We start from the raw sequence: 21,594 nt of genomic DNA, 5'->3' as shown, positions 1-21,594 counted from the left end.
GCCTGAAAAAAATCCCCGGAATGTATATATTCCGGGGAAGTTACAGGTTTTTTACTTGGCTAAACTCACTTATTTTTTCCTGTTACTGCTGTATTTGGCAATTACCTCTGTAAGCTCGGCGTTAAGCGCTGCTGCTTTTTCTTTGGCAGCTTTGGCTTTGTCAAGAGCAGGCAATAACTGGTCGGCAGCCACCTGAGTTGTAACATCGGCAATGCTGGCTTCTACCACGCCAATGTCGCCTTTAATGGCTTCCAGTGCAGCCGCACCTTCTTTTCCTTTCGGAGCCTGCGCAACCAGTTCGTTGTTTTGAACTAACAGGTTGGTTACTTCGGTTTGCAGGGCAGCAATTTCCAGTTTTACTTCTTCTTTACGAGCTTCAGTTTTGGTAGTAACTTCGGCTGCCAGTTGGTTTACAACTGCCAACTGCTCGGTTACTTTGCTATAGTTTTTAAACATTTTACCGTTCTGAGCTTCCACGCTCTGGGTAACAGCGTTCATCGAGTCTTGCAAAGCAGTAAAGTCGGCGGTTACATACACGTCGGCTCCGGCAGTTTTGGCAGCCTCAATAGCGGCGTTAGCAGCATCAATTTCAGCTTGAGGAACTTTTCCACAGCTGCTCAACAATACAGCCACACTCAGGGCTGCGATCAAAGTCAAAAATTTTGTTCTCATTTTTTAAACGTAAAGTTTCTTTTTTATCATCAAATTCGTTTGAAAAAGTAATTTCGCCTAACTTTTACGCAAGTGCGAAATTTACATTTAGACGGAGGTAAATTTTGAAGTAACGCGGGTAACAAATTTTTTTTTTCTTTTCTTGAATTATGGTGAAGGAAAAACTTGCAGGAATTGATGATGAGGAGCTGGTGAGGCGAATAATTGCGGAGAACAAAACAGCGCTTTTTGAAGAGCTGTATAAACGCTATTACCTAAAAGTGGTTGACAAATGCTACAGCTTTATTAAAAACCGCGACCAGGCAGAAGATTTTGCCAACGACATTCTCTCGAAGGCTTACGAAAAGCTGCCCGGTTTTAAGAGGAATGCGCGCTTCTCGTCGTGGCTTTACGCCATAACCTACAATTATTCGATTGATTATCTGCGGCACAAAAAGAAACTGCACTATCCGAACTGGAACAGCGAAAACGAAATTCCCGACATTCCGGATGAAGATGAAGCCGACCTGGAAAGCCTGAGCTACGAGAATCTTTTGAAGATACTGGAGATGATCCATCCCGAAGAAAAAGCCTTGTTGCTTATGAAATACCAGGACAATCTTCCGGGAAAACACATTGCACAAACACTTCAAATAAGCGAAGATGCTGTAAAAATGCGTTTAAAAAGAGCTCGCACCCGGGTTGTTTATCTGTTTCAGACCGAATTTAAAAAAGAGTAGCCTGGGAGTTACTTTCAAGGGTTTTATCGTCAAAAAAAGAAAAACATGGAGATCAGAAATTTTATTCAGAAAATATTTTCCGCGAGTAACGAAATACAGGTGCCGGAACCGGTGAAAGAACAGTTTGCCGAACAGTTTGCAGATACCATAAACATTGAGTGGCAGCGAACAGGCGATTTGTTTGAAGCTGTTTTTTACCGGAACGAGCTGGAGAACATCGCCAGTTACCGGAAAGACGGGACTTTTGTTTGCCTGAAAATAAACCTGCCCTTGTCGGAGCTTCCGCTAAAGGTGACGGAAACGGCGGCTGAGCATGGCGAATTAATGAATGCAATCCTGATTGAATGTGACGACAAACGGGAATACGAACTCATTATTCGCGACGCAGAGCTTATCCGTTATTTTCTTCTTGCCGATGAAGAAGGAAATGTAAAGCGAAAGGAAAAACTGTCTTTTTAACCGCTCAGCGGATGTTGATTTTTATTTTCTGGCCAATCTTTTTGTTCTGGTGTGGTTCAGGAAATCAATGGTTTTATTGATCCCCACATACATAACCGTGTCTTCTTCTACAAAACTTACTTTTTTGCGGTAATCTTTCAGAAAATTTTCAAGGAAAGGAGAGGTTTTTACCGGCCGCCGGAAGTCCATTGCCTGTGCGGCATTGTACAGTTCAATGGCCAGGATTTTCTCGGTATTAAGCGCCACTTTCAAGGCTTTGGTAGCTGCGTTCCCACCCATACTCACATGGTCTTCCTGTTCGTTCGACGAGGGGATGGAATCAACCGATGCAGGTGTGCAAAACTGCTTGTTCTGGCTTACAATGGAAGCTGCGGCGTATTGCGGAATCATAAAGCCCGAGTTCAGCCCCGGGTTGGCTACTAAAAATTCAGGTAGTCCGCGTTCTCCGGAGATCAAACGATAGGTTCTTCTTTCGGAGATGCTTCCGAGTTCGCTTAGTGCCATGGCCAGAAAATCGAGCGAAAGGGCCAGTGGTTCGCCATGGAAATTACCACCCGAAATAATCAGGTCTTCATCAGGAAACACCGTTGGGTTATCGGTTACGGAGTTGATCTCGGTTTCAATAACTTTTGAAACGTATTTAACCGCATCTTTCACGGCCCCGTGTACCTGCGGAATACAGCGGAAAGAGTAGGGATCCTGGATGTGTGTCTTGTGTTTCGCCTGCATTTCGCTGCCGGCCAGTACATGCCGGAAGTTGCGCGCGGTTTCTGCCTGCCCTTTGTGGGGGCGGATGCGTTGAATGTTTTCAGAAAACGGTTCCAGCAAACCATCAAACGCATCGAGCGAAAGTGCCCCGATAATATCGCCCTGATCGATGATCCGGAACGTTTTTAGCAGGGTGTAAACCGCGTGTGCGCTCATAAACTGTGTGCCGTTCAAAAGCGCCAGCCCTTCTTTGGCTTCCAGTTTAATGGGGTTCCATCCAAATTTCTCCAGCACAACAGCTGAGCTGACTTGCTTCCCTTCAAAGTTTACTTCACCCAAACCCAGCAGGGGAAGGAATAACATGGCCAAGGGTGCCAGGTCGCCGCTTGCGCCCAGTGAGCCTTGTTCGCGTACCACCGGAAGTATGTTGTTGTTGAAAAGATCGAGTATGCGTTGCACGGTAATCAACTGCACCGCAGAGTTACCTTTTGAAAGTGCATGTGCTTTTAGCAGTAACATCAGTTTTACCACATCAGCCGGAACTTCGGTACCCACGTTGCAGGCATGCGAAACCACCAGGTTTTCCTGCAATTTACTCAGGTCCTCCTTTGAAATTTCGATGTCGCACAAAGCGCCAAAACCGGTATTGATGCCATACAGAGGTTTTTCGGCCCGCTCCAGTTTGCGGTCGAGGTATTTTTTGCTTTTCTGGATGAGTTCAACAGAAATGTCGGAAAGCTCCAGTTTTGTGTCGTTCTCCAGAATGTCCTGAATAATGTCGTAAGTAAGGTGATTGGGTGATATTTCAAAAACGCGTTTAGCCATGATAACAAATTGTTTAACGGTGAAAGTGAAAAAGTAATTACTTCATCTAAAATAAGGTGATAACAATGTGCTGCAAATTACATTGCACAACAGGGGAGTATCCGTCAGTAAAGTTATCAGGGAAAACGAACGTCTCCGCCAAGGGTTTTTACAAGCCGATCAGGTACCGGAATATTCATACAGTTTAACTAAATGTCAAAATTAATGTTGCTAATATAGAGTTTTTACCAAAATAGCAACAATGATTTAAATCGTATATTTGTTAGAGATAAAGAGATCGCGATGCATTATACCATTAAAATAGAAGACTCAAATCCTGTAGCGAAAAGTATCGTTTCAATGTTAAAGGAGCTATCCAGGGAATACGAATTTATGAGTGTGCACCCGGAAGAAGCGCACGTAGAGGAAAATATTGCCAATGAATTGGATGCGAGGTACGACTTTGTCGTGAAAAATCCTAATGAGGGAGATTCCTGGGAAGAGGAAAAAAAACGACTTCTCTTACTACAAATAAGCTAATTGTTTGCTTCTAATTAAGGGTTTTTTGGGCTAAAACTTAATATACTTTGCAGAAAAGAGAAGAAGTAGTCCAAAAAAACAAATCTCACGCAAAGCACGCCAAGATTTGCTCAAAAGCACGCAAAAACAGAAGCTGATAATCAGCCAGTCTGCGACCTTAGCGCTTCTTTTTTGTCTTTGCGAGAACCTGTTTCTATTAATTTTTAGGACTGCTTCTTTCTGTTGATCAGGATAATGCCTTTATCAGTTCTTCTGCGCTTACCAGCTGTTGTTCGCCGGTTTCCATATTTTTCAGTGTGAATTTTTGGGCAGCCATTTCTTCTTCTCCGGCCAGAATTACAAACGGAATCTCTTTCCGGTTGGCATAATTCATCTGCTTTTTCATTTTGGCACTTTCCGGGAAAATCTCAGCATTCACATTGTTTTTTCTCAGTTGTGCCAGCACCGGCAAACAATAGGCTTCTTCTTTTTCTCCAAAGTTGATAAACAAGGCTTTGGTTGTTTCCATCGATTCGTGCGGAAAAAGATTCAGTTGGGTGAGTACGTCGTAAATACGTTCGGCACCAAAAGAAACACCCACGCCGGAAACATCGGGCATTCCGAAAATACCGGTCAGATCGTCGTAGCGGCCACCGCCGCAAATACTCCCGATCTGCACATCTTTCGATTTTACTTCGAAAATAGCGCCGGTGTAGTAGTTTAAACCACGGGCCAATGTCAGGTCGAGCTCCACTTCGGTTTTCAGGTCAAAGTTTGCGAGGTAGGCAAACAGTGTCTGCATTTCCGAAATTCCTTTGGCGCCGATTTCGGTGTGCCCGATAACGGTAGCTATTTGCTCAAGCTTTTCTGCTGTGCTGCCTTCGAGTTTTAAAATGGGCTGTAGCTTTTCAACCGCGGTTTCCGAAATGCCTTTTTCAAGCATTTCAGCATTTACTTTTTCCAAGCCGATTTTGTCCAGTTTGTCGATAGCAACGGTGATATCCACCATGCGATCTGCTTCGCCAATGGCTTCGGCAATTCCAGCCAGTATTTTCCGGTTGTTGATTTTTACGACCGTATTAATTTGCAGGCGTTGAAAAACATCGTCGATAATCTGCACCAGCTCCAGTTCGTTGAGCAAACTGTCGCTGCCAATCACGTCTACATCGCACTGGTAAAATTCGCGGTAACGACCTTTTTGCGGGCGGTCGGCACGCCAAACTGGCTGAATCTGGTAACGCTTAAACGGAAAAACAATGTCGTTACGGTATTGTACTACGTAGCGTGCAAAGGGCACCGTCAGGTCGTAGCGCAATCCCTTTTCGGAAATATGAGTTGTAAGTTTGTTCGAATTTTTTTCGTCGATTACCTCCTGTGGTGCTTTCGAAATAAAATCACCTGAATTCAGAATCTTAAAAAGCAGCTTGTCGCCTTCTTCCCCGTATTTGCCCATCAGTGTCGACAGGTTTTCCATGGCCGGTGTTTCAATCGGCTGAAATCCGTACAAACGAAAAACATCTTTGATGGTATCGAAAATATAGTTTCTTCTCACCATTTCAACGGGTGAAAAGTCGCGGGTGCCTTTTGGTATCGAAGGTTTCTGTGCCATGATTCTTTGAATTTGGGCGCAAAAATATAAAATTCTATCGAGCTATGCAGAATTCACTATGATTCAAATTCAGTATCTTTGAGATAACTTACGATTGGAGGATATGAGTTTTACTGTAAAAATAACGGGTTCTTCTGCCAAAGCACAAAGTATTATCAATATGATGAAAGAGTTGGCCAAAGATTATTCGTTTCTGACGGTTATTGAAGATGAAACAGATATCGAAGCCGATATTTTGCAAGAGGTGGATGCCCGGAAAGAATACATGAAGAATCATCCGGATGAGTGGCGTAGCTGGGAGGATATAAAAAAGAGTCTGGACTCGCAATGAAATTGTATGTTCTTAAAATTCATCCCTTTGCGGAATCTGAGTTAATGGATGCCCGGAAATGGTACAATTTTCAAAAGGAAAATTTGGGAGATGAATTTATAAGAGAAGTTGAAGCGAAACTTAAGCAAATTATCTCCAATCCTCACCGTTTTCGTAAAATCAGGTCTGATGTAAGAGTGGCTGTTTTAAAGAGGTTTCCATTTTCAGTTGTTTTCTCGATTGCTGAAAGTCATGTGGAGATTTATTCATTCTTTCATCACAGTCGAAATCCCAAAATTTGGAAAAGGAGAACGAAATAAGTGGATGAAAATACAGTGGTATGAAGTTAATTCACAATTGATTTTTGTTATTTCGTACTCAGATTCATGTTACAGTTATGGAAGACAAAAAGAAAGAAGGACGTTACGAGCGAATTTATGCGCAGTTGAGCGAGTTGGTGCGGAAAAGTGAAAATACGCAGGCGCGGATGGCTACCATTATTGCCGTTCTGCACCATAAAATGGACTATTATTTCTGGACGGGTTTTTACCTGATCGATGACGGGAAGATGACGGTAAACATGTACCAGGGACCGGTGGCTTGTCAGATTCTGGAAAAGGACAAAGGGGTGTGCTGGGCGGCTTTTAACCAACAGAAAACGTTGGTGGTGGAAGATGTACATGCTTTTCCGGGGCATATTGCCTGCGACTCGCGATCGAATTCTGAAATTGTAGTTCCCTTCAGAAACAAGGCAGGTGAGATCATCGGGGTATTGGATATCGACAGTAAAGACAAGAGTTCTTTCTCCGAAGTAGATGCCCGGTGGCTCGAGAAAATTCTGGAACTGGTTTATTGCTAGGTTCCGGGCATTTTTTTGTTGTTAATCGTCAGCTTCCGGTTAATACTAGGATATTTTTCTTCTCCCAAAATAATCAAAGAAGCTGTCCAAAAAGTCAAATTATTTTAAAAGAAACTTACAATTTATGATCGGCTTTGATTTTACCCCTCCAAACCTCCCCTAAAGGGGGAGGCTTAAGGTCCCCTATAGGGGATTTAGGGGTGAAAACCCTAGTGGTTACTTACAAATCGTAAGTTCAGTCTAACACAAAAGAACTTTTGGGACAGCCCCTTTGTGTTTTAACCGGATATTATTGCTTTTAATCGCCAGTTTGTTTTGAACGATTATAAATATCATTCAAATAATGCTCGTCTTTTTAGAAAAGCTCAAATATCAATTTGAAGATTTTATCTTTATAAAATTGTTATTTCGAAATTAAAAACCATTAAAAAATGACGAACCAGAGCAATGCCATTAAATTTTATAGTGGCGAACAGATTCCAGTGGAACAACACAAAGTACGTATCGTACAGAAATTATTTTTACGACCGATTGAAGAAAGAAAGGCTGCCATGGAAGGTGCGGGCTTTAATACATTCCTGTTAAATACAAAGGATGTTTTTCTGGATATGCTGACCGATTCCGGAACAAACGCAATGAGCGATAACCAGATTTCATCGATGTTACAGGCCGATGATGCCTATGCCGGATCACAAAGTTTTTACCGGATGGAAGAGGCAGCCCGGGAAGTTTTTGGTAAACACTACGTTTTACCTGTTCACCAGGGGCGTGCAGCCGAAAACATAGTGTCGCAGGCATTTATAAAACAAGGCGATGTTATTCCGATGAACTACCACTTTACCACTACCAAAGAACACATGGAACTCAATGGCGGGAAAGTGCTGGAGATTTATGCTGATGATGCATTGGATATCAAAAGCTCAAAAAAATTTAAGGGAAACATTGACATTGCAAAGCTCAACGCTGTTTTTGAGAAATACGGAAAAGAAAAAGTGGCTTTTGTGCGCATGGAAGCATCGACGAACCTGATTGGCGGGCAACCTTTTTCGATGCAAAACATGCGTGATGTTCGTGCAGTTTGCGATAAAAACGACACCATGATGGTGCTCGATGCCAGTTTGATAGGAGAAAACGCCTGGTTTATCAAACAACGCGAAGATGAATTTAAGAACGCCGAGATAAAAGATATTCTGCTGGAAATGTGCGGCTATGCCGATTTGGTGTATTTCTCAAGCCGGAAAGTGAGCTCAACACGTGGTGGCGGAATTTTAACCGACAAAAATGAATATTATTTGAAGATGAGGGACTTGCTCGTGCTGTACGAAGGGTTTCTTACCTATGGTGGTATGTCGGTGCGCGAAATCGAGGCCATGGCAGTTGGTTTGCGCGAGACCTGCGACGATACTGTGATCAATCAGTCGCCGTCGTTTATAAAATATGCAGTGGATAACCTGGACGAAGCAGGAGTACCGGTAATTACACCGGCAGGTGCCCTCGGTTGCCATGTAGATGCAATGGGCTTTCTGAAGCACGTTCCTCAGGAACAGTACCCTGCAGGTGCCCTGGCAGCTGCTTTGTACATTGTTTCCGGTATTCGGGGGATGGAACGCGGAACCATTTCCAGTGTTCGCGACGAAAACGGGAAGGATATTTTAGCCGATGTTGAGTTGCTGCGTTTGGCATTTCCTCGTCGTGTGTTTACGCTTTCGCAAACCATGTATGTAATCGACCGGGTAAAATGGCTGTACGATAACCGGGAATTAATTGGCGGATTGCAATGGGTGGAAGAACCTCCAATGCTTCGTTTCTTCATGGGAAGACTGGAGCCGATTGGTGACTGGACCGAAAAACTGGTAGCCAAATTCAGGGCCGACTTTGGCGATTCTTTGTAAATAAACGCATCAGAAAATATCAAAAGGGAATCTGTAAAGGTTCCCTTTTTTCAACTTCAGAAAATTAGCATAGAATTATGTACTGATTAACATATTGAATACATTTGGACAAACCAAAACAAATTACCATGGTATTACTAGGGTTTATCGGACCGCAAGAGATTATCATTCTTCTGATACTCTCGCTTTTGTTTATTTTTCCACTGATCGCATTGATTGATATATTGCGAAGCGACTTTGAGGGAAACAATAAGTTGATTTGGGTTATTGTTGTTATTTTCTTTAATCTGATTGGCTCCATCCTTTATTTCCTGATTGGTAAAAATCAAAAGCTTAAAAAGTAAAGGAATTATTATTGTATAATGATTTAGTAGAATACACAGATTATGATCAAAAAAAGTTTATTTCTTCTGTTGCTTTTCTTCTCTGTATTCCTTCATGCGCAGGAAGTAGATCTGGCAAAACTCGATCAGTATTTTGAAAAATCGCTGGCAGACTGGGGGACACCCGGAATGAGTGTGGCCATTGTGAAAGACGGACAAACTGTTTTCAGCAAAGGATACGGAGTAATGGAAGCTGGCGAGGCTGCCCGCCCCGACGGTAACAGTTTGTATGCAATTGCTTCCAACTCAAAGGCATTTACCAGCTATGTTATTGCGCAACTGGTGGACGAAGGACAGTTGAACTGGGATGATAAAGTACAAAAGTTTCTGCCGTATTTTGAGTTGTACGATCCGTGGGTAAGCGCCCAGGTTACCGTTAAGGATTTGTTGTGTCACCGGGTGGGCCTCGGAACGTTTAGCGGCGATGTAATGTGGTATAAATCAGACCTGACTTCCGAAGAGATTATCCGGCGGATGAAATACCTCGAACCGGAGTTTTCGTTTCGCGACGGGTTTGGCTATTCAAACCTAATGTACATTACCGCGGGTGAGCTGATCAAAAAAGTGACCGGGAAAACCTGGGGGCAAAATGTACAGGAACGTATTCTTGATTCGCTGAAAATGGATCGAACGATTTATTCATTACCAAAACTCGATGTAGTTGGTAATTATACCACTCCGCATGCTTTTGAAGACGGTAAAAATATTCCGATTCCGTATACCGACTGGGAAGAAGTTGGCGCTTTGGGAGGCCTGATTTCTTCGGTAAACGACATGGCAAAATGGATGACTTTTATGATGAGTTCGGATAACAAGGCTAAAAACGAATTGTGGAAACTGCTGAACAGTTACACCGTTAATCGCGACAAAGCAAACGATTTCGACATGCATTTTAGTGGTTACGGTTTGGGCTGGGGCTTGTCTGATTATTACGGACGCTTGCGTGTGGGCCATACCGGTGGTTACGACGGCATGATCTCGGCCGTTACCATGATCCCGGATGAGAAACTGGGAGTGGTGGTGCTTTCCAACGGAATGAACCCTCCGATGATGGCGGTTACATATTATGCGCTGAATGCCTTTTTAGGAGAAGAAACCAAAGACTGGTCGGCTGCTCTGCTAAAAAGAAAGGAAGAGCGCAGCAAAAAGGACACGCGGGTGGAAGAGCGGTTGGCAAGCCGTGTGGAAGGAACACACCCTTCGCTGGAGCTTGAAGAATACACAGGAACTTACAAGGCTGATATTTACGGCAATATTGAAGTGAAGCTGGAGAACGGAAAGCTGAGGGTTTATTTTGAACGGTCGCCCGAACTGTCGGCTACTTTGGAACACTGGCATTTCGATGTGTGGAAGCTTGACTGGGACATTATGCATGCCTGGTTTAATTTCGGAACGCTTAAGTTCAATATGGATAATAACCTGAAGATAACCGGGATGGATTTTGATGTTCCCAACAACGATATTTTCTTCGAAGAGCTAAAACCGCGGAAGGTGAACTGATTCTTGCCAGAACGGGAAAGAATGTTGATTTGACCCGGTTTAAGTGGAAGATTCGTACCCGTAAATCAGTAAAATAGTTGTATTTTCGGCCAACAAAACAGAAAACAGATGAAACTTAGTCCAAGAATGCAATTTCTTGTACGCAACGGGCTCAAAGGCTTTTTATGGCTGACGGTGCTTTTAGCGGCTTATTTTCTGTTTCGGGAAGTGGTGATCACGCATAAGCCCGATGCATGGGTAGAGCGTTTTTATGCCCGCCCGATGATCATCTACCTGATCTATTGTTTTTCCGAGTTCTTTTTTGGGCTCATTCCTCCTGAATTATTTATGATTTGGGCCATCAACAAAGGCGACACATGGCATTACCTCTTTAACCTATCTTTGTTTGCCGGCATTTCATACCTGATGGGCTATATCAATTTTTTGATTGGTGGCTTTTTTTATAAGAACGAGACTTTCACGAACCTGAAACGACGGCTGCTGAAGGATTCTGCGAGCCAGGTAAAAAAATACGGCATTTTTCTGATCATTGTAGCAGCGCTCACTCCGCTGCCATGGTCGGGTGTAAGTTTGCTGGTAGGTTCGGCGGGTTATCCTTCCAAGCGGTTTCTGAAATACGCCTTGTTTCGTCTTTTACGCTTTGCCGTTTATGGTTATATTGTATACCAAACGCACCAAATCTAAGCATTGATTTTTTTCCCTTTTTGTTTGAAATTACGGGCCTGATAAAACATACTTCATGCGTGTTTTGTTATTTCTGATAAATGGAAACTTCCCGGAAAGTGCAGTAAGGTTTTGATCGAAGTAAATCGGGAATTATGAGAAAATCTATTGTAATTATATTTTTGATCCTATCAACAACAGCTATGGCAAAAGAACTGGAGAAAGCAACACTTGGAGGTGGTTGTTTCTGGTGTACGGAAGCGGTTTATCTCGAATTAAAAGGAGTGGTGGATGTAAAACCCGGCTACAGCGGCGGGCATGTTAAAAATCCGGGGTACAAGGAAGTTTGCACCGGAACTACCGGTCATGCCGAGGCGGTTCAGATAACTTTCGATCCGGAGGTTGTAAGCTACAGCCAGCTGCTTGAAGTGTTTTTTGCGACACACGATCCAACTACCCTCAACCGCCAGGGGAACGATGTGGGAACGCAGTACCGATCGGTGATTTTTTATCATAACCAACAGCAAAAGGAAACGGCTGAAAAAGTGATTCGTTTATTGGAGGAGGAGAAAGTGTACGAGCAGCCAATCGTAACGGAAATTACCGCTTACGATACTTTTTATGTAGCCGAAGATTATCACCAGAATTATTATGCACGAAATAAATCGCAAGGCTATTGTCAGTTTATTATCGCACCAAAACTCGATAAATTCAGAAAAGTTTTTAAAGATCAGCTAAAGAAATAAATCAACGGATTGTGAAGAAGCTGCTTTTAGTGATACTGCTGACTGGTTTTGCCATCGCGTCGTACGCACAGGATCAACGCGAATTTTCTTACACCGAAGGAGACACTACTTATGTAATGAAACGCTATGTTTTCATGTTGCTGAACAAGGGCGAAACACGAAGTCAGGATTCTACCGAGGCGGCTAAAATTCAGGAGCAACATCTGGCGCATTTGAATAAGCTTTCCGAAATGGGAAAACTGATCGTTGCCGGTCCTTTTGAAGAAGGCGGAGATCATCGCGGCCTGCTGATTTTTGACGTAGCTACGGTGGAGGAAGCGCTGAAACTGGAAGCAGAAGATCCGGCCGTGAAAACAGGCCGCCTCAGCATGGAAGCATTTTTCTGGTGGGGCGCCAAAGGAACCGTGATCAGGTGAGTTGAAAGTTCAGAGGTCAGAGTTCAATGCCCAGCGTTGAGCGGCGTGGTTTGGGGCGTAATTTGTATAAAACCAAGCCGCAGTTTTTAGTATCTGAGTAACCATAAAAAGCATTAGCGTTTTACAATTTCACAGTTTTACAATTGTTTGCAGAATGAAACTCCCAGCTTAATTCAGTCCTTCAATCCTTCAGTCTCTCAGCCCTTCAGTCCCTCAATATCTCAAACCAGCTTTCTGCCAAACGGAGTAAGTGCCAGCGAAGCCATTTTAAAGTGCTGGCGTGCCCATGGAATGCCAATGATGGTGATTCCGAGCAGTAAGCCAAAAAACAGGTGGGTGAGCATAATCCAAATTCCGCCAATAAAAAACCAAAGAATGTTCATAATGGTGGAAAGACAGCCCGGGGCATAATCCATGTATTCAATTTTTTGCCCGAACGGCCACAATGCCAGTACGCCCAGTTTAAACGACTGAAGCCCAAACGGAATTCCAACAATGGTTATGCACAGGGCCAGGCCTGCGAGAATGTACTCCAGAAAAATGGCAAAACCTCCGAATATCAGCCAGATTAAGTTTCCTAAAATTTTCATAAGTAGTTGTGGTTAAAGTTAGTTGTTAAATGGTTTACTATTCTGACACCGGACTTTTACAAAACCGGGTTTTACAGTTTCCCTGTTTCTCAGCTTGTTGAAGGCAATGCTTATCAGCATGCTTATAATTACGATGGTTGCGATCATTTTTCTTTCGATTTAAAATTCGGACTGAAAGTACGCAAATGAATATTCAGTTGACAAAATTAAACGGTAAACGAGCCATTTTTACAGGTAAATCAAGGAAATCGTGACTCATTCAAGAATGAAAGTAAAGAGCACATTTTAAATAGTTTGTATTTTTGCTTTCAAAGCTCGATAAGAATGATCCAACAAAAAGAAATTACTTTGCCTGCTTTCAGGAGAGGTTATCACTTGGTAACCAGATTGATTGAAGAGAAATTGCCCGAACTCCCGGAAACCGGGTTACTGCATATTCTGGTGAAGCATACCTCGGCTGGAATTACGCTGAACGAAAACGCTGATCCAACGGTAAGAACCGACTTCGAGAATTTCATCAATAAAATGATTCCCGAAGACGATCCTGTTTACATTCACACTTACGAAGGCCGCGATGATATGCCTGCACATTTGAAGTCGGCAGTGATCGGTGCTGAAATCACTGTGCCCATAACCCGGCACCGGTTAAACCTTGGCACCTGGCAGGGGATTTATCTTTGTGAATTTCGCGATTACGGTGGCCCACGCCGTGTAGTGCTTACCGTTTTCAGCTAAAAAGAAGACTCCTTAGTTTTTAGAAGGCTCCACATTCCAGCCAAAATCAACGTATTCCCACTGGAAATCATCGCCTGAAACATCGACATAAAAATGACAAAAAGAAATGTTCTGTTCATGATACTATAATTTAATTCTTGTCATAAATTTGTGGCAATATAACGGAGAGCAAGATTATTGCTAATTAATATCGATTAAATTATATTTAATTTTAAATTAAACAGAAGGTTCTTTACTGTTCTGAATGGTATCACAAAGTAAATTTTATTGTATGAAGATTGATGTTACACAGTATTCTCAGGACGAATTAGAGCAAGAAGGCGTATTTGGCTGGCCCGTTTGGGAGCGCGATGAGGAAAAGTTCGATTGGTACTACAATCAGAACGAACTTTGTTATATCGTAGAAGGAGAGGCAACGATTACTAGTGAATTTGAATCGGTGACGATCAAAGCCGGAGATTTTGTGACCTTCCCAAAAGGGCTGGAGTGTGTTTGGGACATTCATTCTGCCATTAAAAAACATTATTCGTTCGAATAATATTTGAGATTTTAATTTTTTTTACAAAGTTTGCATAGATAATAATTTATTTGAAGGTCTATGCGAAAAATAGTTTGGGTATTGCTTGCCTGTTTGCTCGTTTTGAACGGGTTTGGCCAGGAGAATTCTGCCGCAAAAGAGAAAAGAATGCAATGGTTTGAAGATGCCAAGTTGGGTATTTTCATTCATTGGGGAATTTACAGTGTAAACGGAATTGACGAAAGCTGGTCGTTTTTTAACAGCTATATTTCGCACGACGATTATATGAAGCAGCTGGACGGCTTCACAGCAAAAAATTACGACCCGGCTGCGTGGGCAAAACTTATCGCTGAAAGTGGGGCCAAATATTCGGTAATTACTACCAAACACCACGACGGCGTTGCACTTTGGGATACGCATTGCAACGATTTAAGTGTTGTAAAAAAGTCGCCGGCTCAAAAAGATCTGATCGCACCTTTTGTGAAAGAGCTGAAGAAAAACGACGTGAAAGTAGGCTTGTATTATTCATTGCTCGACTGGTCGCATCCTGATTATCCCAACAAAACGCGGGTTGAAAAACGTTACGAAAATGACTCGGTGCGCTGGAACCGTTTTGTGGATTTCAATTTTTGCCAGTTGGAAGAATTATCTAAAGACTTTAAACCCGATCTGTACTGGTTTGACGGCGACTGGGAAGCTTCGGCTGAAAAATGGAAAGCGCGTGAACTAAGCGAAAAACTGCGGGAGTGGAACAAAGGTATCATACTAAACAGCCGGATTCAGGGATACGGCGATTACGCTACACCCGAGCAGGGACTTCCGGTAACCCGGCCGCGAAACCGTTACTGGGAACTTTGCATGACCATGAACGACAGCTGGGGGTATCAGCACAACGATCATAACTACAAAACGCCCAACCAGGTAATTCGCATGTTGGTGGACGTGATCAACAAAGGCGGAAATCTTTTGCTGGACATTGGACCAAAAGCCGACGGTAGCATTCCGGAAGAACAGGTGAACATACTGAAAGAACTGGGTCGCTGGACCAACAAACACTCGGAAGCGATTTATGGTACACGTGCCGGAATTCCGTACGAGCATTTTTACGGGCCAACAGCCTTGAATCAGAAAGGAGATATTCTGTATCTGTATGTTCCGCACAAGCCCAACGGGCCACTTATGCTGAAAGGAATCAAAAATAAAATCAACCGGATTTGGGTGGTTGGCAATGGCACCAAACTTAACTGGGATGTGAAAATGAAGCAATACTGGAGCGCTGTTCCGGGAATTGTATACATTGATGTACCCGAGAAAGTACTTGATCCGCAGGTGACGGTCATTGCTGTTTTGCTTGACGGAAAAGTGGATCTTTACCGCGAGGAAGGCCAGGTAATTGAAAGCAACTAAGCGGCTGTTCAGGAGATTGTCAGCATATTTCCGCTTTTTGTAACCGAATACTTTTTCAGGTTGGCAGTGGCCGGCCCGTTAATTACAACACCTGCTGTGGTATATTTTGACCCGTGGCAAGGACAGGGAACATTACCGTCGGCATGACTATAGGTTACACTGCAACTTTCATGCGTACAAATTTTTGACAATGCCAGGTAAGTGTTTTCTCCTGTTCTGAAAACCATAATGTTACCTTTGTAGGCGTAGCCTCCAACTGTATTTAAGGCTGAATAAGCTGCCGCAGTCAAATCAATGGTGTTTGATGAACCTCCGGGATCATTGGGGTTTCCCAGGTCTTCATCTTTCGAACAGGCGTTAAAAAGCATCGAAGAAGTCAATAAAATACTTCCTCCTACCGCAACGTTTTTAAGAAAGTCTTTTCGTTCCATGATACATCTTTTTCAATAAAACACCTAATGGTGTTTTATTGTTGGCGCAGAGCAAGAAAATCAATACTCACAAACTTTCTCTACTTCGTTGGTAGCCAGGTACCAGAGGTAACCGCTAACTTTTTTAAAGCCACTTTCTTTTAAGGTTTTGGCATAACCATTTACCTGCTTGTTGTATTTCGAAGGAATCTTTTCACCGGTCTTATAGTCTACCACAATCGCGGTATCGCCCGAAAACATAATACGGTCGGGACGAAGCAATTTTTGCCCGGTTAGCAAATCACGCTCATTCAGAATCTGAAGGCTGCCATCGAACCAGCTTTTTACTTCCGGAAGTTGGAGGTTTTCATTAATCGTTTTTTGAATTTCTGCCATTTCAGCGTTGTCAATTCTTCCTTCGTTTAGCGCTTTCAAACAAGCTGCCTCCACATCTTTAACTGTGTCGATGCCCGAAAGTATTTCGTGTACCAGTTTCCCCAGGTTTTTCTCGGAATGGTGCTTGTCACTCGCCACTAAAAAGTCCTCTCCCGACAAGCGCAGGCTGATCCTGTCCCCGAGGTCAGAAAAGCGGTAATTGGTGACGGTAATGCTTCTCGATGCCTCCTTTTTCCCTTCGCTTGGCGAAACGGATCCGAACTCAAAAATGCCTGCTTCTTCGTCAAAACATTCGCGGAACAGAGGATTGGATGTCGTTTGCTGAACGGCCAGAAACAGTAGAAGATCCACATCGGACCCCGAATATTCGCCTTTCTGGTTAAGCTTTGGCTGGGGGCAATTAATCAACAGTGCCGATTTTGCCCGGGTTACCGCCACATAAATCAGGTTGAGCGAGTCGATGTAGCTGCTGACTTTTTCTTCGAAATGAGCCGGAGCAAATTCCGAGGCTTCCATTTCCTTTCCGCTTTTGATGGGCAGCAGCGGAAATTTATTGAACGGTTCGCTGCTTGGCTGGCACCAGATAATGTCGCCACTCCGGCTGGTTTCCCACTTAAAATAGGGGAGAAGAACGGCCTTAAATTCCAAACCCTTTGAACTATGGATCGTTAGCAAACGAATGGAACCTGTTCCTTCATTTACGCTTACCGAGGTAGTTGAGCCCTTTTCGTTCCACCAAAAAAGCAGGTTCGACAAATCGTTTGAAAGTGAAATTTTCAGTTCACCGGCTTTGTCAATCAGTGTTTGTATGTACGGAAGCTCGTTTTGAAGTTTTAATAAGCCGAATAGGGAGGCAATTCGGGTAACCGTTTCATCGAGCGATGAAAGCAGCACTTTTTTCTTTACCTGTTCCAGTTTTTCGCCCAGTTCACTTTCAAAAAGTGCATCGTAATCATTTCCAAGCTGCCATTTTTCGGTTGGCACAGGAAATAAGGTGCTTTCGAAGCCTTTTTGCGTAGGTTTCAACCAACTCATCCACAGGTGCAGCAGCGTAGCTTTGTTGATTTCGCTTAGCGGATCCACCAGCCATTCTATGGTGTGAATAATAAACAAAACGGCTTTGGAGGCAAAAAGAAACAATGAATCATTCGAAAGCACGGTCAGGTTGTAATCCTTGTTTTCTTCCTGTTGAGCTGCTTCCAAAAAGGCTTCCACAATGCGGGTGCCTTCACCGTTTTTCCTTACGAGGATGGCAATTTCTTCGGGTTTAATCCCCTTGTCCTGCAACATTTTTACTTGCTCTACCAGGGTGTTGGTGGCTGTTTCATAAAAATCGTCGCCCGGCAAAAAGTTCACTTGCGCAAAGCCCTTGGGATCTGCTTCTTTTTTTCCGGGTTTTTGCTGAAACGAAGCATAAATATTGCTGAATTTATTCAGGTAGCGTTCATTGTCGGGAATGGTGGAGAAAAGCCTCGATTCAAAAACATCCATCAGCCGGGCGATGATTTCGTTGTTAAAATCGATGATGTTTTTATCGCTTCGCCAGTTAAAATCGAGGTGCTCTTCTTTTTTCTGGGCTTCGGTAAAATCGCGGTCCAGCTCTTCTGCCAGAATGTTCCAGTCGCTGTTTCGCCAGCGGTAGATCGACTGTTTTACGTCGCCCACCACCAGGTTCGAATGGCCTTCTGAAAGCGAGTTGACTACAAGCGGTTTAAAATTCCGCCATTGCAAACCCGAAGTGTCCTGAAATTCATCGAGCATAAAATGATGATAAAAATTCCCGATTTTCTCGTAAACAAAGGGCGAATCGCTTTCCCCGATTATTTTGCTGAGCAGGAGGTTGGAATCCGACAATTGTAGCATTTCCTTTTCCCGCAGCAAAGCTTCAATTTCTTTTCGCAGGTCGGTTAAAATACCCAGTGTGCGGAGTTGTTTTAATACTGCGATGGTGGTGTTGTAACGGGTAAAATGCTCGTAGAAATAAAGGACAAGTTCTGCCAGCCCGGGTTGAAGATTTTGCTGAACCAAAGCTCCCAATTCTGCTACTTGTTTGTGGCTTTTGGCGAACCATTTCTCCACATCTTCGGAAGCGGAAACGGCTCTGGCGGTTGGTTCTTTGATCGCTCCACCGGCCACTGCCGCAATATAACCAGCCACCCCCGATTTTTTATACGAGAAATCATCGACACTGAAACCATGATTGCCGATGGCTTGCAAAAGTGCGAGCGCTTTTGTCTTCAAGGTGCTTTCAAAAACGCTTTTCAGTTGTTGCAGTTCTTTCCCAAATTCATTCAGTGTTTGGCGGTTGTATACCGATTCTCCGTCTTCGGGAAAGAAAACCTGGAAACGTTCCTTGAAAAGTTCTTTCCCGAGGTCTTTGATGTCTTTATCAATCCGCTGACTGTAGTTGCCTTCAATTTTTTCGCGGCTGTATTCCTGCAGCCATTTCAGCAAATCGCGGTCCTCTCCCAAACGCGCAAGCATCCGTTCGGTAGCCTCTTCCAAAATAATATCGGTATCCAGCTCCAGCGAGAAATTGGGCGAAATACCCAGTTCCCGGTTAAACGATTTTATCACTTTCTGGGTGAAGGAATCGATCGTGTTGATGGTAAAACGGTTGTAATCGTGCAGAATATTTTTGAGTACCTGCCGGGCCCGCTGGCGGATAAATTGCTCGGAATGATCGCCTTCTTTCTGAAGCGGGGCAATATAGTCCGATGGTTGATTATCGGCCAGTTTGTGGAGCTGTTCCAGAATCCGGCTCTTCATTTCGTTGGTGGCTTTGTTGGTAAACGTCACCGCCAGAATATGTTTGTAGTTGTACGGATTTCCCAATATCAGTTTCAGGTATTCAACTACCAGCTGAAAGGTTTTTCCTGATCCCGCAGAAGCTTTGTAAACAGTGAGCATGAAAGAGTTTAATGTTTATAGAATAATGTCTAAAGATAATGAAAACTTGGAGTTCAGTGTTCAGCGTTCAAAGTCCGGAAAATTACTAAGACATTTAATCATTTATGTATTGTCTTTATTTTTTCAATCCACTAAGCTCTAAGTAGGCAATTAGTAAAGTTCAGTAGGCATAAATTCTAAAACGCTGGAACTAGCTTCTAGCCATGAGTAATTGCTAAATAGCCGTAAGTTGGAGCTTCCGAGGTTAGAACGCCGAGTTCTTTTTCTCTGAACTTTGAACACTGAACTCTAAACTTTCAATCTTTCTAAAATCCCCGAGGCGGAGGTGGTCCCTGTTGGCGGCCAACGCTCACACTGGTTTCGATCTTAAAGTTTTTCGACACTTTGTACTGCATAAACATGGTGGAACCGTACGAATCGAAATAGCTTTTGTTGGCATTGGGAAGCGGCGCCGAGAAAACGGAATTCGCTCCGTAGCTAAACCCCCCGATGGTAAATTTATCGCTGAGTTGCGTAACCGAACCTCCTAAAATCTGACCGTTTACCCAAAAGGGCGAGGCAAAGTTAAACGATGTTTCCGGAATCAGTTGGATGCTCGGAAAAGCGGTGATCGAAGGATTTATGGCATAGCGGTTCATAAATTCCTGCTGGAGGTTTAATCCGGGAAGTTCCAGATCGTTCATAAAAAGATCACTGGCCGGTAATCCGGTTGTTAGCCTGAAATATTCCAGCTTGCGCTCCAGCTCCAGTTGCGTGGAATCCGGTTCAGGCATCAACAACTGCAAGCCTTCCTGTGCAAAAGCACCAACGCTTAGGAAAAGTAATATGACTATAAGAAGATTTTTCATCCAAATCAATAATGGTCACGAAGTTACTTTTTTTTACGACAGCCGTAAAGCGGCCTACGTTAAAAAGTGCAAAGCAGCCTTGTACTTTTAAAATTGGGGAAAATTTACTCTTTAAAGCTGTTACGAAAGTTTTAGGTAACGTTCTTTTATTTGGTCAATCAGCTGATCGCTAATGCGGTAAAGCGGCAAACGCAATACATTTTCGATGGTTCCCTGAAGATTCATCAAGGCTTTCACACCGCCCGGGTTTCCTTCTTTAAACATTAGCTGAAACATCTCGATCAATTCAAAATGAATTTTCCGGGCCTCGGCATAGTTGTTTTCCATTGCCAGGTGCATCAGTTGGCTTATCTTTTCAGGCAAAGCGTTGGCTATAACTGATATTACGCCTTTTCCGCCAATGGATGAAATGGTGATCGCCAAAAGATCGTCGCCCGAGATCAGCGTGAAATCCTCCGGTGTATATTTCAGAATTTTGGTCATTTGAGAATGTTCGCCCGAAGCTTCTTTTATGGCCACCACATTGTTTGTGGCTTCCACAATTCGACCAACGGTTTCGGCTTCCAGATTGATACCTGTCCGCGACGGAACATTGTACAAAATTACAGGAACCGGACTGGCCTTGGCCACTTCCACATAATGACGGTACATGCCTTCCTGTGTGGGTTTATTGTAAAACGGAGTAACCACCAGGATACCCGAGATTCCATCAAAATTAAAATGATCGATTTGGTTGGTGATGGCGCGGGTGTCGTTTCCACCCATTCCGACAACAACCGGCAAACCGGCCGACTTTTCTTTTACCAGCTCCACCACATTCGATTTCTCTTCCTGTGTTAGCGTGGCGGTTTCGGCAGTGGTACCCAATGCAACAAGGTAGTCCATTCCTCCCTTCACCTGATTCTCAACCACTTTTTCAAGCGATTTGTAATCCACATGGCTTTCCTTTGTAAACGGGGTAATCAATGCAACACCTGCACCTGTAAAAAGCTGACTCATTTGCTCGTATTTTTATTTAGCTGCGCAAGATAAAAAATTTGTTGTTTGGCAAGGAACATCGAATCCTGATTTTCCCCAATGTTAATGTTTAGGTCGAAGTAGTTGGTTTCTTTTGGCGACCAGCCCACTTTTAAATCGGCATGGGAAATGGCTGTGATATAGTCGAGTACAAAATTTTGCTCGAGCGCTATATTTAGCAAAACATCGAAATGCATCTGCAGAAAATCCTTGGTTTTTTCGGGTTTGGGAATGCCCCACCAGTTTAGGTCGTTTACGGTTAAGGTGTTGTTGGCTACATTGGGATTGCTCAGGTTATCAAACACACAGTAGGTGCGAAAAATAATGTGGTTTTTGTTGAAATAATTTCGCAGGTAACTTACAGCCTCCTTTTGCGAAGGTTGCCAGATAACACCTACTTTCTTAATATCGTCGATGTTATGAACCACCGGCGAGCGCTGTATTTTGGCCAGCTCTTGCCTGAGTTTTCGTTCGCGGTATATTTGTTTGAATCCCATTGGCCGGT

At 43.4% G+C, this 21,594-nt stretch carries 26 protein-coding genes; 15 read left to right on the top strand and 11 right to left on the bottom strand.

From position 1 onward, the window contains the following. Window positions 1–69: 69 nt before the first annotated feature. Complete coding sequence (locus D1614_RS21340) at window positions 70–672, bottom strand: hypothetical protein (RefSeq protein ID WP_119440026.1); 603 nt, start codon at window positions 670–672, stop codon at window positions 70–72. A gap of 149 nt (window positions 673–821) precedes the next feature. Between D1614_RS21340 and D1614_RS21335 the strand changes: the two genes are divergently transcribed. Continuing rightward, window positions 822–1,391, top strand: a complete 570-nt coding sequence (locus tag D1614_RS21335; RefSeq protein WP_119440025.1) for an RNA polymerase sigma factor — start codon at window positions 822–824, stop codon at window positions 1,389–1,391. Between the two features lie 45 nt (window positions 1,392–1,436). After that, complete coding sequence (locus D1614_RS21330; protein WP_119440024.1) at window positions 1,437–1,850, top strand: hypothetical protein; 414 nt, start codon at window positions 1,437–1,439, stop codon at window positions 1,848–1,850. A gap of 21 nt (window positions 1,851–1,871) precedes the next feature. Here the strand turns inward: D1614_RS21330 and hutH are convergent, their stop codons facing one another. Then, complete coding sequence (gene hutH / locus D1614_RS21325; protein ID WP_119440023.1) at window positions 1,872–3,383, bottom strand: histidine ammonia-lyase; 1,512 nt, start codon at window positions 3,381–3,383, stop codon at window positions 1,872–1,874. Between the two features lie 339 nt (window positions 3,384–3,722). On the opposite strand from hutH, the gene D1614_RS21320 reads away from it, so the two are divergent. Further along, window positions 3,723–3,902, top strand: coding sequence for a hypothetical protein (locus D1614_RS21320; RefSeq protein WP_147384338.1), 180 nt, complete (start codon window positions 3,723–3,725; stop codon window positions 3,900–3,902). A 226-nt stretch (window positions 3,903–4,128) separates the two neighbouring features. Here D1614_RS21320 and hisS read toward each other — a convergent pair whose 3' ends face one another. Further along, on the bottom strand, window positions 4,129–5,490 hold the full coding sequence (hisS, locus tag D1614_RS21315; protein ID WP_119440021.1) for a histidine--tRNA ligase: 1,362 nt from the start codon (window positions 5,488–5,490) through the stop codon (window positions 4,129–4,131). Between the two features lie 103 nt (window positions 5,491–5,593). Between hisS and D1614_RS21310 the strand changes: the two genes are divergently transcribed. From D1614_RS21310 to D1614_RS21270, 9 genes are all read left to right on the top strand, one after another. Beyond that, window positions 5,594–5,821, top strand: coding sequence for a hypothetical protein (locus D1614_RS21310; protein ID WP_119440020.1), 228 nt, complete (start codon window positions 5,594–5,596; stop codon window positions 5,819–5,821). Beyond that, window positions 5,818–6,120 (top strand): type II toxin-antitoxin system RelE/ParE family toxin, encoded by a 303-nt coding sequence (locus D1614_RS26505; protein ID WP_119440019.1) that lies wholly within the window; start codon window positions 5,818–5,820, stop codon window positions 6,118–6,120. The genes D1614_RS21310 and D1614_RS26505 overlap by 4 nt, the downstream gene beginning before the upstream one ends. A gap of 77 nt (window positions 6,121–6,197) precedes the next feature. Continuing rightward, entirely contained in the window at window positions 6,198–6,659 is a 462-nt protein-coding gene (locus tag D1614_RS21300) for a GAF domain-containing protein (protein ID WP_119440018.1), read from the top strand. Window positions 6,660–7,090: 431 nt separating this feature from the next. Continuing rightward, window positions 7,091–8,551, top strand: a complete 1,461-nt coding sequence (locus D1614_RS21295; protein WP_119440017.1) for a tryptophanase — start codon at window positions 7,091–7,093, stop codon at window positions 8,549–8,551. Window positions 8,552–8,679: 128 nt separating this feature from the next. Then, window positions 8,680–8,895 (top strand): PLD nuclease N-terminal domain-containing protein, encoded by a 216-nt coding sequence (locus D1614_RS21290; protein ID WP_119440016.1) that lies wholly within the window; start codon window positions 8,680–8,682, stop codon window positions 8,893–8,895. A 42-nt stretch (window positions 8,896–8,937) separates the two neighbouring features. Continuing rightward, window positions 8,938–10,434 (top strand): serine hydrolase, encoded by a 1,497-nt coding sequence (locus D1614_RS21285; protein ID WP_119440015.1) that lies wholly within the window; start codon window positions 8,938–8,940, stop codon window positions 10,432–10,434. A gap of 126 nt (window positions 10,435–10,560) precedes the next feature. Then, window positions 10,561–11,118: a hypothetical protein gene (locus D1614_RS21280; RefSeq protein ID WP_206610109.1), complete on the top strand. Its 558-nt coding sequence runs from the start codon at window positions 10,561–10,563 to the stop codon at window positions 11,116–11,118. Window positions 11,119–11,252: 134 nt separating this feature from the next. After that, window positions 11,253–11,843, top strand: coding sequence for a peptide-methionine (S)-S-oxide reductase MsrA (msrA, locus tag D1614_RS21275; protein ID WP_119440013.1), 591 nt, complete (start codon window positions 11,253–11,255; stop codon window positions 11,841–11,843). Window positions 11,844–11,854: 11 nt separating this feature from the next. Beyond that, window positions 11,855–12,259, top strand: coding sequence for a YciI family protein (locus D1614_RS21270; RefSeq protein WP_119440012.1), 405 nt, complete (start codon window positions 11,855–11,857; stop codon window positions 12,257–12,259). Window positions 12,260–12,480: 221 nt separating this feature from the next. On the opposite strand, the gene D1614_RS21265 is transcribed toward D1614_RS21270, so the two are convergent. Both D1614_RS21265 and D1614_RS26395 read right to left on the bottom strand, forming a co-directional pair. Continuing rightward, on the bottom strand, window positions 12,481–12,849 hold the full coding sequence (locus D1614_RS21265; RefSeq protein ID WP_119440011.1) for a YccF domain-containing protein: 369 nt from the start codon (window positions 12,847–12,849) through the stop codon (window positions 12,481–12,483). An 18-nt stretch (window positions 12,850–12,867) separates the two neighbouring features. Continuing rightward, window positions 12,868–12,996: a hypothetical protein gene (locus D1614_RS26395; protein WP_262707233.1), complete on the bottom strand. Its 129-nt coding sequence runs from the start codon at window positions 12,994–12,996 to the stop codon at window positions 12,868–12,870. Window positions 12,997–13,173: 177 nt separating this feature from the next. Here D1614_RS26395 and D1614_RS21255 point away from each other — a divergent pair, with 177 nt between their 5' ends. Beyond that, window positions 13,174–13,584, top strand: a complete 411-nt coding sequence (locus D1614_RS21255; RefSeq protein ID WP_119440009.1) for a secondary thiamine-phosphate synthase enzyme YjbQ — start codon at window positions 13,174–13,176, stop codon at window positions 13,582–13,584. On the opposite strand, the gene D1614_RS26390 is transcribed toward D1614_RS21255, so the two are convergent. After that, window positions 13,581–13,703, bottom strand: coding sequence for a hypothetical protein (locus D1614_RS26390; RefSeq protein ID WP_262707232.1), 123 nt, complete (start codon window positions 13,701–13,703; stop codon window positions 13,581–13,583). The genes D1614_RS21255 and D1614_RS26390 overlap by 4 nt on opposite strands. Before the next feature lie 152 nt (window positions 13,704–13,855). On the opposite strand from D1614_RS26390, the gene D1614_RS21250 reads away from it, so the two are divergent. Beyond that, a complete protein-coding gene (locus D1614_RS21250) occupies window positions 13,856–14,122 on the top strand; it encodes a cupin domain-containing protein (RefSeq protein ID WP_119440008.1) in 267 nt (88 codons plus the stop codon). Between the two features lie 60 nt (window positions 14,123–14,182). Further along, window positions 14,183–15,508: an alpha-L-fucosidase gene (locus D1614_RS21245; RefSeq protein WP_119440007.1), complete on the top strand. Its 1,326-nt coding sequence runs from the start codon at window positions 14,183–14,185 to the stop codon at window positions 15,506–15,508. Window positions 15,509–15,516: 8 nt separating this feature from the next. Here the strand turns inward: D1614_RS21245 and D1614_RS21240 are convergent, their stop codons facing one another. From D1614_RS21240 to D1614_RS21220, 5 genes are all read right to left on the bottom strand, one after another. Next, window positions 15,517–15,939: a QcrA and Rieske domain-containing protein gene (locus D1614_RS21240; protein ID WP_119440006.1), complete on the bottom strand. Its 423-nt coding sequence runs from the start codon at window positions 15,937–15,939 to the stop codon at window positions 15,517–15,519. Between the two features lie 60 nt (window positions 15,940–15,999). Next, the gene (locus D1614_RS21235) at window positions 16,000–19,224 is read right to left on the bottom strand and encodes a UvrD-helicase domain-containing protein (protein WP_119440005.1); all 3,225 of its coding nucleotides are present in this window, start codon (window positions 19,222–19,224) and stop codon (window positions 16,000–16,002) included. Window positions 19,225–19,529: 305 nt separating this feature from the next. Next, window positions 19,530–20,072, bottom strand: a complete 543-nt coding sequence (locus tag D1614_RS21230; RefSeq protein ID WP_147384337.1) for a hypothetical protein — start codon at window positions 20,070–20,072, stop codon at window positions 19,530–19,532. A 120-nt stretch (window positions 20,073–20,192) separates the two neighbouring features. Continuing rightward, window positions 20,193–21,071: a 4-hydroxy-tetrahydrodipicolinate synthase gene (gene dapA / locus D1614_RS21225; RefSeq protein ID WP_119440003.1), complete on the bottom strand. Its 879-nt coding sequence runs from the start codon at window positions 21,069–21,071 to the stop codon at window positions 20,193–20,195. Beyond that, window positions 21,068–21,586 carry a DUF6913 domain-containing protein gene (locus tag D1614_RS21220; RefSeq protein WP_119440002.1) on the bottom strand — a complete coding sequence of 173 codons (519 nt, stop codon included), beginning with the start codon at window positions 21,584–21,586 and terminating at the stop codon, window positions 21,068–21,070. The genes dapA and D1614_RS21220 overlap by 4 nt, the downstream gene beginning before the upstream one ends. Window positions 21,587–21,594 lie beyond the last annotated feature (8 nt).

This window comes from Maribellus luteus (assembly GCF_003576475.1).
Lineage (GTDB): Bacteria > Bacteroidota > Bacteroidia > Bacteroidales > Prolixibacteraceae > Draconibacterium > Draconibacterium luteum.
This window is presented reverse-complemented; position numbering and strand designations above follow the sequence as displayed.

Coding starts and splice junctions, on each gene's coding strand:
- D1614_RS21340 (WP_119440026.1), bottom strand. CDS start 672: ATGAGAACAAAATTTTTGACTTTGATCGCAGCCCTGAGTGTGGCTGTA.
- D1614_RS21335 (WP_119440025.1), top strand. CDS start 822: ATGGTGAAGGAAAAACTTGCAGGAATTGATGATGAGGAGCTGGTGAGG.
- D1614_RS21330 (WP_119440024.1), top strand. CDS start 1,437: ATGGAGATCAGAAATTTTATTCAGAAAATATTTTCCGCGAGTAACGAA.
- hutH (WP_119440023.1), bottom strand. CDS start 3,383: ATGGCTAAACGCGTTTTTGAAATATCACCCAATCACCTTACTTACGAC.
- D1614_RS21320 (WP_147384338.1), top strand. CDS start 3,723: ATGTTAAAGGAGCTATCCAGGGAATACGAATTTATGAGTGTGCACCCG.
- hisS (WP_119440021.1), bottom strand. CDS start 5,490: ATGGCACAGAAACCTTCGATACCAAAAGGCACCCGCGACTTTTCACCC.
- D1614_RS21310 (WP_119440020.1), top strand. CDS start 5,594: ATGAGTTTTACTGTAAAAATAACGGGTTCTTCTGCCAAAGCACAAAGT.
- D1614_RS26505 (WP_119440019.1), top strand. CDS start 5,818: ATGAAATTGTATGTTCTTAAAATTCATCCCTTTGCGGAATCTGAGTTA.
- D1614_RS21300 (WP_119440018.1), top strand. CDS start 6,198: ATGGAAGACAAAAAGAAAGAAGGACGTTACGAGCGAATTTATGCGCAG.
- D1614_RS21295 (WP_119440017.1), top strand. CDS start 7,091: ATGACGAACCAGAGCAATGCCATTAAATTTTATAGTGGCGAACAGATT.
- D1614_RS21290 (WP_119440016.1), top strand. CDS start 8,680: ATGGTATTACTAGGGTTTATCGGACCGCAAGAGATTATCATTCTTCTG.
- D1614_RS21285 (WP_119440015.1), top strand. CDS start 8,938: ATGATCAAAAAAAGTTTATTTCTTCTGTTGCTTTTCTTCTCTGTATTC.
- D1614_RS21280 (WP_206610109.1), top strand. CDS start 10,561: ATGCAATTTCTTGTACGCAACGGGCTCAAAGGCTTTTTATGGCTGACG.
- msrA (WP_119440013.1), top strand. CDS start 11,253: ATGAGAAAATCTATTGTAATTATATTTTTGATCCTATCAACAACAGCT.
- D1614_RS21265 (WP_119440011.1), bottom strand. CDS start 12,849: ATGAAAATTTTAGGAAACTTAATCTGGCTGATATTCGGAGGTTTTGCC.
- D1614_RS26395 (WP_262707233.1), bottom strand. CDS start 12,996: ATGATCGCAACCATCGTAATTATAAGCATGCTGATAAGCATTGCCTTC.
- D1614_RS21255 (WP_119440009.1), top strand. CDS start 13,174: ATGATCCAACAAAAAGAAATTACTTTGCCTGCTTTCAGGAGAGGTTAT.
- D1614_RS26390 (WP_262707232.1), bottom strand. CDS start 13,703: ATGAACAGAACATTTCTTTTTGTCATTTTTATGTCGATGTTTCAGGCG.
- D1614_RS21250 (WP_119440008.1), top strand. CDS start 13,856: ATGAAGATTGATGTTACACAGTATTCTCAGGACGAATTAGAGCAAGAA.
- D1614_RS21245 (WP_119440007.1), top strand. CDS start 14,183: ATGCGAAAAATAGTTTGGGTATTGCTTGCCTGTTTGCTCGTTTTGAAC.
- D1614_RS21240 (WP_119440006.1), bottom strand. CDS start 15,939: ATGGAACGAAAAGACTTTCTTAAAAACGTTGCGGTAGGAGGAAGTATT.
- D1614_RS21235 (WP_119440005.1), bottom strand. CDS start 19,224: ATGCTCACTGTTTACAAAGCTTCTGCGGGATCAGGAAAAACCTTTCAG.
- D1614_RS21230 (WP_147384337.1), bottom strand. CDS start 20,072: ATGAAAAATCTTCTTATAGTCATATTACTTTTCCTAAGCGTTGGTGCT.
- dapA (WP_119440003.1), bottom strand. CDS start 21,071: ATGAGTCAGCTTTTTACAGGTGCAGGTGTTGCATTGATTACCCCGTTT.
- D1614_RS21220 (WP_119440002.1), bottom strand. CDS start 21,586: ATGGGATTCAAACAAATATACCGCGAACGAAAACTCAGGCAAGAGCTG.